Genomic DNA, 15609 nt, shown 5'->3' with positions numbered 1-15609 from the left:
GTCGATATTATGACGCAACTCACATTAGAACTATAAATCGATTGTCTGAGTAGCCTCCCTAATTCGTTTTCGTTCTGCTTCTTGTCCCTCTGACCCGCGATATCTGATCTGTCGATTCCGTGCTTCGCTGTTCGAATCGAATATCGACCGTTTTACCTCTCCATCCATATCTTTGGGGACCTCACAGTTGTGAAGATGTAGAAAGGACGGAGCGAGGTCAAGAATAGATAGATCTTTTATTTCACCAGTTGAAAAATCTGGGCCGGTCGCAGCAAACAAACCGGACCGCTTGTTTTCTGCGAGCCAACCATCATCTGACGGATCAGTGAATATCTCCTCACGCCCGATACCACCTGTGATATGAACACCCGGCCGCTGGTCGATGATTAGATCAGGCGCTTCCTCGATGTAGGCACCGTCGTAGATCTCTTTACCTCGATACACTGCGTTTGCGATGGAACTGCCCGCCGGGTCCGTCACCGATTCGAGCTTTTCTTTCAATTCAGTCTGTAACTGTATGTATCTGGGTTCTGATGGGTCTACAGTCAGGTATACCGGACCTTGCCCACTCGCGATCACAGTCGTTGCCTCCCAATCCACATTCTCCGTTTTGCTCTCGCGAGTTAACTCTCCAGAATCATCTGGAACATAATTGAGTATCCATTCGGGTACTAAGCGTTCTGCAACGTTTTGAACACCGAAGGTACTCGCAAGGGTGATGAGACGGTCAGTAGTGATGCCTAAGCGGTGTAATAGATCCGACGTGGTCGTATCAAGCGTGAGATAGCCTTCAGATTCGAGCCACGAGTTCACATTGAAAGCGGTTTCAATCTGCGTCGACCCGTGGTCACTCATCAATACGATGTTGTGGCCCTCGTCGAGATAGTTTCCGAGATGTTTGTCGATGGTCTGCCATCCAGTAAGAGTGTGCTCGCTGTCCCACAGGAAGTGATGGAGCGAATTCAGATAGAAGGTCGTTACTTGGAGAAAATCAGCGTCATACTCGGAAAGCAGGTAGTTAGCCGCTTTGAACCGCTGATCAATGAGGTCGAGAATCTCATCGACAGCGCTATCGCTATCTACGTTGATTCGGTGACTCTTCGTCACTTGGTAATTGAACTGGTTCGCTAGCTGTTTTTCGAGTTCAGATGGCGATGTGTAATTATTGTTTTTGCCGTCGGGTGCGCCTGCCACGACGAATCCGTTTCCCGATCTCGGCGGATACGTCGTTGGCGTTCCGATGATACCTGCTTGCTTTTTTTCGGCGATTAGCTCCCAGAACTCGGTGTTCGCGTTTTTTCGTTCTGACGGATAGTAGACTCTCTGCCCGTTTGTGTCAATGTTTTCCCACCAGTAGATACCAATTTTACCGGGATTTTTCCCAGTCAGGTAGGCTTTCCAGTTGGGAGACGTCACCGGTGGAAGTACAGACTGAAGATCTGCTGTGACACCGGTGGATATGACACTATTGATGTTCGGGAGATGGCCGGCCTCTAGCCAAGGCTCGATCAGTTCAAAATGTGCGCCGTCGAGACCGAAGACGACCGTCTTCGGGTTTGTCATTGTATCCAATAGGTTGAGTTAACAATTTAAGCGCTTTGGAACGACGCTTTTGTAGAGACCGTGATATGCCTATTATAATGACTTGATTACTAGTTCGGTAAATAGAAGATTATAGGTAACAAGGGAGTAATCATCTCAAGAACAAGATGGGAGATACTATTGGAGTTTTCATTGGGTCTGCTTCATCATTCAATATCGTCCGTGCCGCCTCGCATATCGGTGAAGCCCTTTCTCAAAATCTCACACCTGATCTGGTAACAACGGAACCTGAGGTTGTAGCTGAAGTCAGGGGGGTGTACGACGGAATCCACGGAACTACTGAGAAACCCTCTATTCGAGGTGAAATATCGGCCCTAAGTTCCTATATACATAATCGTAATCCAGATGTACTTTTTCAGATTACGCGTCCTCCGATCCACGGTACAATCGTTGGAAGCCTCGCTAGACGCTACTCTATTCCTTTCGTATATCGATACAGCGGAGATCGGTTTTACGAGTACAAGATTTCATCGGGAATAGAGAAACTCCAGCATTTCGGATTAAATAATCTCCTCGGAAGGTTTCCATTGTATTTAGCCGATCACTGTATCGCGCTTGGGCCGAGTGGACGAACACGACTCAAAAATCGAGGAGTAGATGAAAACGATATTTCGATAATTCCCCCAATCGTAGATACTGAGAAATTTTCACCTGATGGTCCAACAGCTGATCTTGATACTGATCGATATATTGGATTGTTTGCTGGGCGTATATCTCGAAGAAAAGGAAAAAAAACGCTAGAACGGACTATTCCAAAGATTCTGCGCAGGCGAAGCGATCTTGAATTCGTATTTATCGGAGAACAGACTGAATCATTAGCGATTCCAAGTCAGTACAAGGATCATATTACGGTCGTTGGATCCGTTCCTCCCGATGATGTACCACAGTACTACCGTGCGGCAGATTTTCTCATTCATCCATCTCTCACAGAAGGACTTCCTCGTGTGATTCTTGAAGCAATCGCCAGTGGGACTCCGCCTATTGCCCGGGACGTCGGGGATATCCCCTATGCTACGAAGAATACGTTCCAAACTGAGTCTGAATTTGTTGAGATAGTAATCACATTTGAACAATTGCTTGGAAGAAAAGTGTATCCATTTAATAATAATAAAATAGGTGATATGTATGTAGACCTTTTTAAAGACATTTAATACATATGTGTTAGTACACTTAGCAAGCCATATGTATTTGACACTGCCGTAATATATGGTATGTGGTACGTCCTGCTCAAATTCTTGTTACGCGCTTCTGTAGGAGATTGTTGATATTGGCAAGCTGTCGCTGTGGAGTCAAAGAGGACAAAGGCACCGCGTCAGCGGTGTCCGACACGAATGATTCCGCTGGATGTGTTTGGGTCGGAGCCGGTCGCAACGGACCTGCTACACCTGCTGTGTTGAATAGATGTTAAGACACGGTTACAGCGGTTCATACAGCGGTTCTGTGTTTTTGATGGCGAACATCAAGACGATTTCACGGAACTGCCGATACCAGCCCAGCGCTCGCACGGTATCGCCGAGCGAGCGCTATGCTGTCAAGTACGATGTTTCGGCCATCCACCGCCGAGAGTAGCCGTTTGCTCCGTTGAGCGCGTTGTTTGCGGCTGCGTTGTCTGACGAGTCAAGATAATGAACGAGATATTCAACGTCATGTGCGACGATTTCGTACTCGGTGTGCCAGTCTTGGAAGACGTTGTCGACGGCGACGGACTACAGGTCGTCCGCGTTTCGGCGGACGACCTGCGTCCCATTTTCGTATCGTGCTTCCACCGCACTGCGATGTGAGCGTCGAGAACAGTCCGCGATTCCATATAAGTTAATATTGTCACTTTTAGCGTCTGTAATGTCCGTCCTGCTCGCTGGCGGAAGTAGGAGGACGCGCGTCACCGATCGAAGAATGTGCTGTCGAGCGCAGCGTGACCGTGCGGGTGCTGCTGGGCGTTTCCGCGCAGCAGCGCCCGCTACACCCATATTTTCAGCCGATCAAACGACCTGTAGAGCGTGGTGTGATCGCGGAGATCGTACCAATCTAACCCGTGAGTGTCACGAACTTCAGCCGATTCGGCGTTTCGTGGTAGCCGTGGCCGTCTTCGACTCGAAAACAGTGGAGGACGATATGAATCCAGCGGGCGAACCCGCTGTTGGCGGGCTCGCCCGCGTGCTTTCCCAACGCTTGTTTAGCTAGGTGACGACGCTGTTCGATGAAATTGAGGATGTCGATTTCCATGGCAGGTTCGATATCTTCGGCTTCACCGTTCTAAACCGGTGGTATCCGTAGATACGATCGCTATTCAACATAGCAGCTACAACAGGTTCGCTGGCGTGACGGTGTGACTTGTCCCCGCTGCCGTTCTGACCGAACAGTCAGAAACGGCAGCTATGGACAATTTTAGCGGTACCTGTGTAAGGATTGCGGCCGCACATTTAACCTAAAACTGGCACAATCTTCGCTCATTCGAAGATCGCGCTCCGCAAGTGGCTGTTTTCGGTCTACGCCCTTCTCCGGTTTAATACGAGCTTTAGGTAGTTACAGTGCGAAATCGAAGTCACCACAAAACGATTCATAGGCGTGTCGAGCGCTTCACCGAAGCGCTCGACGCGCCGTCACTCGATCTCGTTGGCCCGGTCGAATTGACGATTTCTACGTCTCTACTGCTCTCAAAGGTTGTAGGCGCGACCGATGGTCGCGCTCTCGCGGCCTCTCTCCACGCGGACACGGAACGTATGACCAAGACAAACCACCCGTGTTCGTTCTCGTAGATCGTGGCACCGAGCACCGATACATCGTGCCAGCGAAATCCGCAGATGAATCGACGACTCGGCTCCTGCTGGCTAACCGCAAGCAAGAGCCTCTCATCTGCTATACCGGTGGATTTTGCGCGTACGATCCACTTGTAGAAGACGGAACATTCGACCGCGAATACGTCGTTCACGGAGACGGTAAGTACGCCGATGATACGGCTCACGTGAACACGGGCGAGAGCCACCGTCGCGCCAGCGACGTGTGGCTCTCGCCGTATTAAGGCATCTCAAAAGATCGTCTCACACAGTATTTCCGCGCGTTCCAACTCAGACGAGAACTCTACCGCAAACCCGGAAGAGAAGCGCTCAAACACACTGTCAGAGTTATTCTCTGGAATCAACAATGTGCTACACACCTATGAAAGCCTGCTAGCACAACAAACCACGTCTGCGATACTATATTTTTCCCCGGGATCGATGCCGAGCTTGGTCACGAGAGAAAACTACAAGCAGGCACGGTGATAGCTCAGGAACCAACCGGCAGGCGGTCAGAACGTGAACGCGCTAGCTGTGGCTCACATCCGCTGCGACCGGCCGATGAGGGCCGCCGGCTCGACGGCTCTTAGGCACTCACCTCTGGTGGATCGTACACCTCCTCACGCTCCAGCATATGTAAGATCGACACGAGCAGCTTTCGCGCCGTTGCGACGATCGCTATCTGGTGGTTCTTCCGTTGTTTCAATCGAGCGTAGAACCGTCCAATATATGGATCGTTACACCGGTGAACTGCTGTTTGAACACACGAGGATCCAGTGTAAGTCTCCACCTCCGCGCTTCGAGATTGACCCTTCCGTCCGCGAGTCACCAGACTCGCGGACGACCGGGTCCAATCCCGCGTAACTCACGACCTGCTTCGCCTCGTCGAACCGGTCGATCTCACCGATCTCTGAGGTGATTAGCAGCGGCGAGTAGAAACTCACGCCCGGAATCGTCATCAACAGCTGCGTCTCCTCGAGAGACGCAGCGGTTTCCTCGATCAGCGTTTCGAGTTCCTCGATTTGAGCGGTTAACCCGTCGATGATCGAGAGGAACGACTCTATCAGCTGATCGCCGACCACACCGAGCGAGAAATCCTCGCCGGCGAGGATTTCTCGCCCGTTCACGCTGAACGGATCCCAGTCGTAGGTGATCCCGTGTTTGTCGAGGAGAGCGTGGACTTCGTTTTTGAAGTCCGTACGTTTCTCAACTAATCGCTTCCGGCCGCGCACAAGTGTGCGGCGCTGTCGGAGCTCTTCGGACGGGACATAACTCTCAGCGATCATACCGGCTCGGCGAAGTTGCGCGAGCAACTTCGCGTCGAGCCGGTCGTTTTTCACCTCAGCATAGCCGATCGCCTTGGTTTGGCTCGGATCTGCGACAACCACGTCGAGGTGTTCGTTGAGGGTGTCGTAGACCGTGTAGTAGTTGCTGGTTGCTTCGGTCACCGCTTTGGCTCCGGCGTATTCTTCGGCAACTTCGTCGAGATTCGCGTTTGTGACGCGAATCTCTTCGACAACCTCGGCATCGTTGTCCAGAACAGCGACGTGTGATTCGTCCTTGTGAAGGTCGATTCCGAGGTAGTACATGGTGACCTCTGGAGTGGGAGTGCATGGAGTAGAGACACACCTATTCGGGCTTGCCGCCCGTCTGTCGGACAGACAGACGGGCGGCGTCCCATGTGTGGCTTCCTTGGCACGTAGACCAATCAAGAGCACGCGTTCGAAGACGCCTGTGTAGCATCGGCCTTTACCACCCCATTCTTACTCCATGCGCTGGGGACTTAGCAGGCTTTCATCCTATCAAGGGCGTATATTATCAAGCTAAGTCACAAAATCTCCGCGCCATATCCCGGGCAATCAACGGTTTACCCGCCAGATTGAATCTTATACAGCTTTTCATACGGTCCGCCGTTGTCCATCAACTCTGTGTGTGTCCCGACTTCGGTCACTTCTCCATCTTCCATTGTGTATATTCGGTCCGCATTCTGGACGGTCGAGAGGCGATGGGCAATGGTGATCATTGCGTAGTCTTGATCCATCTGTTCTATCGCGGCTTGGACTTCCTGTTCGAGATTCGAATCGAGATCGCTCGTCGCTTCATCAAGAATCAATAAATCCGCATCCTCTAACAAGGCCCGTGCCAGGGCAACGCGCTGTTTCTGGCCGCCAGAGAGCCGAACACCGTCGTCACCCAGCATTGTGTCGTATCCGTCAGGGAGTTCGTCGAAGAACTCGTCAACTTGAGCGATCTCACTAACACGATCCAACTCTTTTTTTGTTACTTCCCGGTTCCCAACCGTAAGGTTGTACCGGAGGGTGTCGTTGAATATAAACGGACTTTGGCGTACGACCGACAGCCTGTCACGCCACTCGGTGATGTCCATCTTGTCGATCGGTATGCCGTTCGCTCGGATGTCGCCGTTCTCAAATCGATACAGGCGCGCTAATAAGGACACGATGGTTGATTTGCCTGCTCCAGAATGACCGACGAATGCAATGTACTCGCCCTTCTTGACCTCAAAGTCGACGCCTTCCAAGACCGGTTCTTGTTCGTCGTAGGAGAACCAGACATCATCGAACTCGATATCTGTGATCTCGGGTGGGACCTCATGTACAGGATCATTTGGCTCTTCCTGCCCTTCAAGTTCCTCGATGAATCTTTGTGTTCGAACCAGATGTGGCAAATCATTCTCCAAGTTATAAAATTTCTGGTTGAGATTACTTATCCTTGGACCAAGGCGGAACATCGCGAACAGGAACAGCCCGAGAGCACCAATTGAGAGGTCGGCAAAGGTCAGTGCCAAGTAAATCAGCACGAACACAGACACAGCAACGCCAAGTTGGTAAAAATTATTGATCGCGGCCTCATTGCGCCGGAGCGTGATACGGGAGCGAGTGTACTGATCGATTGCGTCAGTGAAGTCCTCGTATAATTCCTCAGTCAATCCAAAGATTCGGATGTCCCTGATTCCCTGGGCTCCGGCCTGTGCCGCTTCTTGCCGCCGTTCGTTTGCTTCAGCAACCCGATCGCCGATTTCATACCCAGGTTCAACGACAAACCGCAGGAAAACAGTCAAGCCACCAAGTACGACAAGCGCAAACAAAGTGAGCCACGGCGCGATCACAACCGCAATGAATAGATACGCAGCGGATATAAAGAATGTCTGCGAGAGCTGTACAGCACGCATTATTGATCTGCCAGCGAAGTTAGTTTGGGTGACGATTGCGTTGAGCATGTCATCTGAACCTTCCTTGTCGAAATATTTAACCCGAGCATCTAGTACATTTCTGAAGGCTCGCATTTGTAAATCTCGTACATAATATGTTCGGAGTGCAGCACGGAGCCACGCTACAACGAAACTGGACGTGTACCGGAGCGTCATCACGCCCGCGACACCGGCAATAACGAACCCGAGCGTGAATGGGATCCCGAGCATCTGATACACGGCCACGAAGACAGCTAGCAACCCGTCTGCTTCGGCGACTGGATCATCCAACTGTACAATCTCGATAACCGGGAGAATAAAGCTCAGCCCAACACTCTCCAGTATCGCCGAAACGAGTCCCAAGCCGATAATTAGACTCGTGAACTTCGGATTGAAACGCGCGACATCAAGTAGCGCATCAATTTTTTCTTTGCGTGAAACATCGGATTGCTCAGATTCAGACATATTTATGTGATTGGCCTATATCTATGTATATACCTCACTGTTCATAAAAGGGCTCCGACCTTGGTTTCGATTGTAGCGTTCAGCCGCCAGTGGGCAGAGTAAGTTAGGACACCGTGAAGAACTTCGCTTGCTATACGGTTGGAATCTTAACTTCCCGCTACAGAGTGGAATAAAAATAGTTAGCACACTTAGCATAATTGACCGCTAATTCCTTGGAAGGATCAGCTTCTTACAGTCGCTCATAATTCAGTCGAAAAAGGAACGTCCGCTTGCTGAGAATGTACACTCCAACAAGTAAGCAGACGGTATGATTTACGCGACGCGTTAAGTCAGAGGATGAGGCGGACGAGTTCTGAGTGTTTATGACAGAATTCGACCGCCTCAGTGGACGTATCGCGTGGATCGACTTGTCGTTTGTGGAGCGAGATCGAACTCCACGCTGGGCGATTGAAATAGGGATTCGCTGTCACTTGGTCGGTATGTCACTACGTGAGGTAAGTAAACATCTTGAACTATTTGGGATCAAGCGGAGTCATGTTGCGATCCATAATTGGGTTCATAAAGCCGATTTACAGCCGATCTCGACCGTCTCAGAGGATCAACTCGCGGTTAACGAAAAGATGATCCGCCGCCACGGACAGAAGTTCTGGCTGTACGGCGCGGTTGATCCGCAGACGAACGAGATCCTTCACGTGAGTCTCTATCCGACCGCAAATAAACAGACGACGCAATGGTTTCTCACCGAGCTCCACCGCCGCTATCAGCTCGATAGCGTGAAATTTCTCGTCGATGACGCAGACTATCTCGGATCAGTTCTCGCTGAAGACGGCTATCGATTTCAAGTCATTCAACATGGAAATCGGAATGCTATCGAACGTGTCTTTTGGGAAATAGAACGCCGAACATCATCGTTTGCGAATAGTTTCAGCAATGTCGCGTTAGAGACAGCTCAAAACTGGCTCGAAGCCTTCGCCGTCTACCACAATTCACGCCAAACTTAACGCGACCGGTTTACGAGGACCAGCTAATTAAGTTTCTCGTTAACAGCCTCGACCAGGAAGTTCCACTTTCTTTAGCCAATAATGCTAAAATCACTACTGAGGACCTTTGTCCCTACGCTCTGTGCGTCGAGTCAGAACAACCTCGCTGCCAACACGATCCTCTACCATCTCCGGACGAAGTTTGAGCCGTAACGGCTCGATCGAGTCACTAACACGCTTCTTCGACGAGATAGCGTCGAACTGCTTCTTGAGCAGGTGGAGGTCTGCGCGGACATCTTCCTGGGGCCTTACTAAGATGATGAAGACGACACGGTGAACTTCTGTCATGCGGAAGCCAAGCGTGGAACCACCGCATTCTGCGCCTACGCCACACTCTGTGCGCGTGTGAAGAACAAACGCTACACGCTGGCGGTACACCGTCTCGAAGACGGCGACACCGCCGGCAGCGTCCTCGCTGAGTTCTTCGGTGTCCTCGACGGCCTTGACCTCGGTGTCAAGGCCGTCGATCTTGATCGCGGATTCTACGACAGCAAGTGCCTCACGCTGGTTCAAGCCCATAACTACGCGTACGTAATCCCGATCATCTGGTGGGGGAAGACGATTCAGCAAGAGCTCTCGGAAGGGTGGAGTCGTGTCATTTAGCATGATCTGACAGAGAAACTTGACGGTCTAGCTGTGACCGTCGAGTTTCCTGTCTACGTCAACTGTACGTATATGAACGGATGGTATGACGACCACGGTGTGGCGCTCCACGGCTACGCCGCTGACGCGCCGTTCACCGAGACACCACGCGACGCTCGATACCACTACGCGAAACAGTTCGGTATTGAGTCAAGCCATCGCTTGTCCGAGCAAGTGATAGCGACGACAACGACACGAGATGCGACAGTGAGACTGCTGTACGTCGTGGTGAGTCTGCTGTTACAGAACGTCTGGCGGTATCTCCACTACGAATATGTGGCGACGCCCTGCCGTGACGGGCGTCGCCCCTGATGGTGGCTATACAAAGAGTTCTTGAATATGGTTCGACGGGCTGCGTGGACGGCCTTCGCGGTGCGTCGGGCCATCCCCGCGAATCGCCCACCAGACGACCGGTTCCACCGATAGTCTCCGACCAAGCAAGCGTTTTACAAGCGGCAACTCTGTCGCGTCGGCAACTGAGCTCTGCCGAAAGCGACAGCCCATCATCATTCAGCGTTGTTCAACTGCTATCGACGACTCACCACGGCGGAATAGCTAGCTCGGGTCGGGTTAGCTGACGCTGATTTCTGAGGTACTGAAACTCAGGTAGATTTATAATTATGGTGAGCATAGGTAAATAAAATGAACATCGAAAAGATAGATTTTGACTACCTTCGTGAGTATTGCGAGTCGAAATATTCTGGTCCCCTTTCTAATAACATTAGCTTATTAAAATCATATGTTTGGAATGATGTTAGCTATACCGAATCCAGTTTTAAAAATAAAGTAGTACGACAATTTCTAAGACATTATTACCAGGATTATCAATATATTAAAAGTATTGGCGTAAGATCGAGTAACATTGAATATGAGAAAATTGATCTACTCCTAACTCTCACCAATACACGTGAAGGCGATCAGCCATTTTTTACTGGTATAATCAACAATTTTGATAATAAAATAAATACTGCGATATTTACAAGGAAAGAAAACTTAGGAAATAGTATTTACAAATCAGACTATCCAGACGTGGACTTTATATTAGAAGATGACATAATAACGAGGCAAATAATTAAAAATGCTAAAAATAATTATGATGATTTTCATCTACAGATACAGAGATTTGGTCAGGAATTTAACCTGAATAAAGAACAAATGAGAGAGACCGAGATATTTTTTAAAAAGTATTTTACCGATAGTAAAATATTCAGGACACTCTTAACATATACACAACCAAGTGTTATACTGGCGAAACATTATCACACTCATCCTGGATATATTCCTGCAATCAAAGAGTATAATAATAACAATAAAGAATCTATTGAAAGTATTATAATTCAACATGGTGCGCTGGGTAAGGGACATACAAAACCCCATTTTCATGGCGCGGATACAGCGATACTTTGGGGAAAATATTTTGAAGACACAATTGAGAGGTATTATAAATACGACAACTTATCAACAGAAATCCTTGGGAACCCAAAGCTGGAATACATGTTAAAAAATAGGGGTCAGAAAGTGGGTAATTCTCAAACAAGAAACTACAAGATACTTTATATTTCAACACCTTTAATTGAGAATAATTATGGCTATAGATCTCTAGAACTCTTCTTTCAAGTGATTTCGGAGCTAGATAATGTAAATACAATTTGTAAGCTTCATCCCAGAGAGAACATTAATCAGTATAAGGATTTACTCGAAAAGTATGATATACCTAAGAGCACTATCGCTAAGGAACGGGACATATACGATCTAATAGCCGAATCGGATCTTGTAATAGGAACCACATCAACAGCATTGATGGAATCAACAGCATTCAGTACACCGGTAATTCAATTGTTCCCGTCTCTATCAAAAACTGATTGGGGGGACTATGGAATGTTGACTGCTTCAGGGCCGACGGCTCTGAAGGAAATAATAGATAATCTAAGGGGTAATAAGAAATATAAAAAAAGAATAATGGAATCACAAAATAAATTCAGTTCTCAACTGTTCTTTCAACCAGAAGGTGCCAACAAGAGAATACGTGTATTTTTAGAGGACAAGTTATGAATTTGAAGATTACTAATAATAGTGATTATTCATTATGTATTGTATAGTAAAATAATATCCACAATTACCGGTCGCCAGTGGTTAATTCAGTTATTGGCTTTTCTTTGGTCCCAATCTGATAAAGCTGGTCTATAGTCAGCACTTAACAAAGCCGCTTAGTTAGAACGTTTGCCTGCTGAAGGTGGGTCGCGTTGAGTTGGTGCGACACTTCTCACGGAACTCGCCCCACGAGTAGTTCGCGTCAGCAGACAACACACGCAGGTCTTCCGCGTTCTGGCGGAAGACCTGTATCCCGATGTGGTCGTCCCACGCGTTTCGTGTCGTAAAATGAACGACCTTGATCGCTAGCGAATTCACGTCGATCAAGATTGTCGCCTTCATCGACTGGAATGAGGAATTTGCGCGGTCGCGGTAGAGCTGGTTTGATCGCGTTGAAAGCCGCTTACGTCAATTGTAGCTTCACCACTCCAGCCCGCCTGCTCCGCACTTCGGCGGAACAGGCGGCGGAGTTCACGCATTCGGTACTCGTTTCCCACCGACAAAACGAGCTGTAGTGCGGTGCGTCGTCGAGATCAAACACGGCGAGGATGTCGGGCATCTCGTTGAGGTAGTCTACGGTCTCACAGAGATTCTCTTCGAGTTCGACGCGGTACAGAATCAACGCGATCTGTACCCACTTGGCGTACCCGTTCGCGCTGTCCGGCGCGGCTGGTACGTCCAGAGTGTCATCGTGCTGTTTAGCAAGATCACGACACATTCGAGCGAGCCGTCTGAGCGATGCCATATTGCCAGACTGTGTCCATTTCCGGGTAGCTTGACGGAATCTTCTTATGAAAGCGTCTGAGACTCCAGTCAATCAGCGGCAAAACAGGGAACTTCGCCGTCTACCACAATTCAAGTCAAACTTAACGCGATCTCTACGGCGCCTGAGTATGGATCATGTGTTACTTGCGGATCCGTTAGACAAACAATGGGGATGGCGCTCCTATTCACATAGTATCTTGGAAAGTCATTACATTTGATATCCAAGATCCTGTAATTGTTTCGATGTTTCTGTGGAGATTCCCTCGCCAATAGATGGTAATTCGTTTGGGGACCTGAGGCGCGTCTCAGCAAGATCGCGGAAATCAGTGCCAACGTCCTGTGATGGAACTCGTTCGCCCGGGTCGGACCGGTAGGCAAACTGGACGGGCTGATCGAGATAGTCGTGGTCGACATCAGCGACCCCGTCGGCCGCGCGGTGGTGGATTGTCTTCGTGTCGGCATCTCGTATTGCCACTGAGTGGCCGGCTCCGTCAAGTGCATCTGAAGTCACCACGGGAGGCTCACTTGGCTCCTGCCCCGACAACCACTCCACTTCACTCTGCGCTGGGAACGTACCTGGCTCCGCTCCGACAATCTCTGAAATGAGTTCGTGGATCCAAGCGAGGGAGAATACGGAATCGATTCTATCGTGGGATGCGGCTGGGAGCCGTATCAGTAGGGGGACGCGGAGTGATTCGTCGAAGAGATGGTGGCGTGGATGGCCGTAGATTCCAGCCCGGTCAAACAGTACTTCACCGTGGTCTCCAGTAATAATCAGGGCAGTTTCATCCCAGATATCGGCGTCTTTCAGGAACGAAATGAACTCGCCAATCAGGTCATCGACATATCGGAGGGCGCTATCATACATGGTGTCGTACCGGGGCTCGTGGAGTTCGAATATCCGGGCCGCATCAAAAAGTGATTGACGGAGGAACGTATCGTTGGCAGCTAGGCCCCCTTGTTGTACAGTGTTGGGATGGAGTGGAGCGTGTAGGTCCATGAGATGGGTCCAGCCGAAAAACGGTGCGTCGGTGTCTCGAAGGTTATCCACGAAGGCGTCTAATACGGACCGCGCATTGATCGATGGCCACTCTGTCTGTAATTGGTAGTATCGGTACCCAAGATATGGAATGATGTATGGGTTGACGAGTGAGGAGTGAGACTCCATCAGGCCGCGAATATTCGGAAGGGTTGCCCCAAGTCCCCAACCGCCGTTGTCCTCGTCGTCAGGATCTGCGCGGTCATCACCAGTGGTCCGGAGGTTTCGAAATGAATCGAACCCACGGTTGAAATTCCGACTCCTCGTCAAATGCGGGTTTGATAGCGTCGCAACGGTTTCGTAGCCACGAGCCTGAAGGAAAGTAGCGATCGTTTCCGAATCCGGCTCTAGTGCCTTCCATGCGTAATCGGCCCCATAATATGCTCCATTAAATGAGTGCTGGCCGGCGATAATCCCGGGGAACGATTCCGTTGTGTACGGGCCTGTAGCATACGCGTGATCGAATACAATCGATTCAGCGGCGAGAGAATCCAACGTCGGTGTAGTCGGCCGGTTATGGCCATTGAATCCACAGCGGTCATAGCGGAAGCAATCGATTGTCAACAATACAAGATTCGTCATTATAGACATGAATGACACACTTGAATAAAAATCTATCCGAAGCGCCCTTCGGCAAACTGACGGAACTAGCGGAATACGTTGACTGCGATACAATCCACGAGACCATGGATCGGTGCCCCAGTAAGATTCAGTGATCGGAGGAAGCCGTAGGTACGAGCGGCCTGTTCCAAGCCCTGGTGGTCGTCTCAGGGATTGAAAGGATAGATCTGTGTTAAGTAATGAGATTAAAATCTAGAATAGGTCGTTTAAACATACTAGATACCGTTTTAGTAGATCTTTCGGATGGGATTCAACCTAGCTGATAAGATCTCTACTCACCCACTAGAGGCTCTAAAACATCGTCTTGTAGGGACCACATACAAACGACTACTTCGAAGACACGCCGTGTCACAATCGGGTGATGATGACAATATTCTCCCGCTCACAGCCAGTTCTTCAATACTTTCGACTGTCACTACTGCTTGGACAGGCCGCAGAACTTCGCCAACCACGGCTGGAGTAGTGACCAGAGACACTCTACTTGGTTCGTGTGGACACCCTCATCGGAAGCGTATCTGTCGTCGTGGACGAAATACCGGTGATCGTACTCCATACCCCGGTCGGCTGGTAGTCTGTCGCTCCAGACCTCTTCTAACGGCTGGGAGAAGTCGCCTGCCTCCGCAATCACCGGCGCGAGATCCTCCTCATAATCGCTTCCCTCTCAGGCTGACACCACGCGAAGCACGTCACGGCAGGCCGCGACTAGAGTCAGTTCGTCTCCTTGATCTCCTGTCCAGCGGGTACGGCCGCCTTAGAGCGACCCGCCACGGTCGAGTCTCTCCCCCGGCGGGTATTGGCTTCTGAAGCCCGAACACACCTGCTGTGTTTGATCGACCTTTGTTGGCCCATTTACTGTCTGAGAAATGAGTTCCCAGACAGTCAAAAATCCCCGACTGAACGCAGTTTCAAACTCTTTGAGATGGTCGTGAAGCGTCGTGTAACACGGTAAGAGGAGACCAAAAATTTGAGTAGTGTAGAGCTGTGTGTCAGCGTAAAACGTGAAAGCGATGAGGAACTCACCGGGGTGAGTTCCAAATCGTAGAAGCGCTTCTCTCGTCTGTACGTGGTTTTCAGCCACAGCGGCCACACTAGATACGGTCGGAGCCGTTGAGGGCATGGAGGCTATCTACGCCGCAGTGTGGACAAGCGCGTTCTTCCCAGACTGTTTTGAGACACCGCTTGATCTCCGCATTGAGCAGCTCTGGACGCAACCCTATTGAGATGAGCTCCACAATATCCTGTAGCATCCCGCCGAAGGCTGTCCGATTGTGTATAACAACTGGCTTACGACGGGATGCTGTAATTCTCAGGGTGCTGTCTCAGTCAGTTCACTAAGACCTAAGCGAACACTAATATTTCCAC

6 protein-coding genes and 6 pseudogenes are annotated in these 15609 nt (G+C 49.9%); 5 read left to right on the top strand and 7 right to left on the bottom strand.

Translation table 11 applies throughout. The features are described 5' to 3' along the window. Positions 1–30 precede the first annotated feature (30 nt). Positions 31–1563: an alkaline phosphatase family protein gene (locus tag HPS36_RS04005; RefSeq protein WP_173228595.1), complete on the bottom strand. Its 1533-nt coding sequence runs from the start codon at positions 1561–1563 to the stop codon at positions 31–33. Positions 1564–1709: 146 nt separating this feature from the next. Here HPS36_RS04005 and HPS36_RS04000 point away from each other — a divergent pair, with 146 nt between their 5' ends. Continuing rightward, positions 1710–2753 (top strand): glycosyltransferase family 4 protein, encoded by a 1044-nt coding sequence (locus tag HPS36_RS04000; RefSeq protein WP_173228594.1) that lies wholly within the window; start codon positions 1710–1712, stop codon positions 2751–2753. 264 nt (positions 2754–3017) lie between these two features. Here HPS36_RS04000 and HPS36_RS03995 read toward each other — a convergent pair. Beyond that, positions 3018–3825: pseudogene (locus HPS36_RS03995) on the bottom strand (IS5/IS1182 family transposase). A gap of 76 nt (positions 3826–3901) precedes the next feature. On the opposite strand from HPS36_RS03995, the pseudogene HPS36_RS03990 reads away from it, so the two are divergent. Then, positions 3902–4762 (top strand): annotated as a pseudogene (locus tag HPS36_RS03990) (IS1595 family transposase); the annotation flags it as partial. Between the two features lie 200 nt (positions 4763–4962). Here HPS36_RS03990 and HPS36_RS03985 read toward each other — a convergent pair. Together HPS36_RS03985 and HPS36_RS03980 are read right to left on the bottom strand one after the other, a co-directional pair. After that, positions 4963–5965 (bottom strand): annotated as a pseudogene (locus HPS36_RS03985) (IS110 family transposase). A gap of 278 nt (positions 5966–6243) precedes the next feature. Further along, entirely contained in the window at positions 6244–8049 is a 1806-nt protein-coding gene (locus HPS36_RS03980) for an ABC transporter ATP-binding protein (RefSeq protein WP_173228593.1), read from the bottom strand. A 362-nt stretch (positions 8050–8411) separates the two neighbouring features. Between HPS36_RS03980 and HPS36_RS03975 the strand changes: the two genes are divergently transcribed. The 3 genes and pseudogenes from HPS36_RS03975 (at position 8412) to HPS36_RS03965 (ending at position 11783) form a co-directional block, all read left to right on the top strand. Next, positions 8412–9050 carry an IS6 family transposase gene (locus tag HPS36_RS03975; protein ID WP_173228592.1) on the top strand — a complete coding sequence of 213 codons (639 nt, stop codon included), beginning with the start codon at positions 8412–8414 and terminating at the stop codon, positions 9048–9050. Continuing rightward, positions 9005–10157, top strand: a pseudogene (locus tag HPS36_RS03970) (ISH3 family transposase). The gene HPS36_RS03975 and the pseudogene HPS36_RS03970 overlap by 46 nt, the downstream one beginning before the upstream one ends. A gap of 216 nt (positions 10158–10373) precedes the next feature. After that, positions 10374–11783 carry a glycosyltransferase family protein gene (locus tag HPS36_RS03965; RefSeq protein WP_173228591.1) on the top strand — a complete coding sequence of 470 codons (1410 nt, stop codon included), beginning with the start codon at positions 10374–10376 and terminating at the stop codon, positions 11781–11783. 183 nt (positions 11784–11966) lie between these two features. Here HPS36_RS03965 and HPS36_RS03960 read toward each other — a convergent pair. The 3 genes and pseudogenes from HPS36_RS03960 to HPS36_RS03945 form a co-directional block, all read right to left on the bottom strand. Then, positions 11967–12567, bottom strand: a pseudogene (locus tag HPS36_RS03960) (transposase); the annotation flags it as partial. Positions 12568–12795: 228 nt separating this feature from the next. Beyond that, positions 12796–14208 carry a sulfatase gene (locus HPS36_RS03955; protein ID WP_173228590.1) on the bottom strand — a complete coding sequence of 471 codons (1413 nt, stop codon included), beginning with the start codon at positions 14206–14208 and terminating at the stop codon, positions 12796–12798. A gap of 457 nt (positions 14209–14665) precedes the next feature. Then, a pseudogene (locus HPS36_RS03945) lies at positions 14666–15494 on the bottom strand (IS1595 family transposase); the annotation flags it as partial. Between the last annotated feature and the right edge of the window lie 115 nt (positions 15495–15609).

The organism is Halorubrum salinarum (assembly GCF_013267195.1).
In the GTDB taxonomy this organism is placed as follows: Archaea; Halobacteriota; Halobacteria; order Halobacteriales; family Haloferacaceae; genus Halorubrum; species Halorubrum salinarum.
Note: the sequence above shows the minus strand (reverse complement) of the source record. Positions and strands in the feature narration are given on the sequence as shown.

What these genes read in the sequence shown, in the direction of transcription:
- HPS36_RS03965 (WP_173228591.1), top strand. Translation starts at nt 10,374, where the DNA reads ATGAACATCGAAAAGATAGATTTTGACTACCTTCGTGAGTATTGCGAG.
- HPS36_RS03980 (WP_173228593.1), bottom strand. Translation starts at nt 8,049, where the DNA reads ATGTCTGAATCTGAGCAATCCGATGTTTCACGCAAAGAAAAAATTGAT.
- HPS36_RS03975 (WP_173228592.1), top strand. Translation starts at nt 8,412, where the DNA reads ATGACAGAATTCGACCGCCTCAGTGGACGTATCGCGTGGATCGACTTG.
- HPS36_RS04000 (WP_173228594.1), top strand. Translation starts at nt 1,710, where the DNA reads ATGGGAGATACTATTGGAGTTTTCATTGGGTCTGCTTCATCATTCAAT.
- HPS36_RS03955 (WP_173228590.1), bottom strand. Translation starts at nt 14,208, where the DNA reads ATGACGAATCTTGTATTGTTGACAATCGATTGCTTCCGCTATGACCGC.
- HPS36_RS04005 (WP_173228595.1), bottom strand. Translation starts at nt 1,563, where the DNA reads ATGACAAACCCGAAGACGGTCGTCTTCGGTCTCGACGGCGCACATTTT.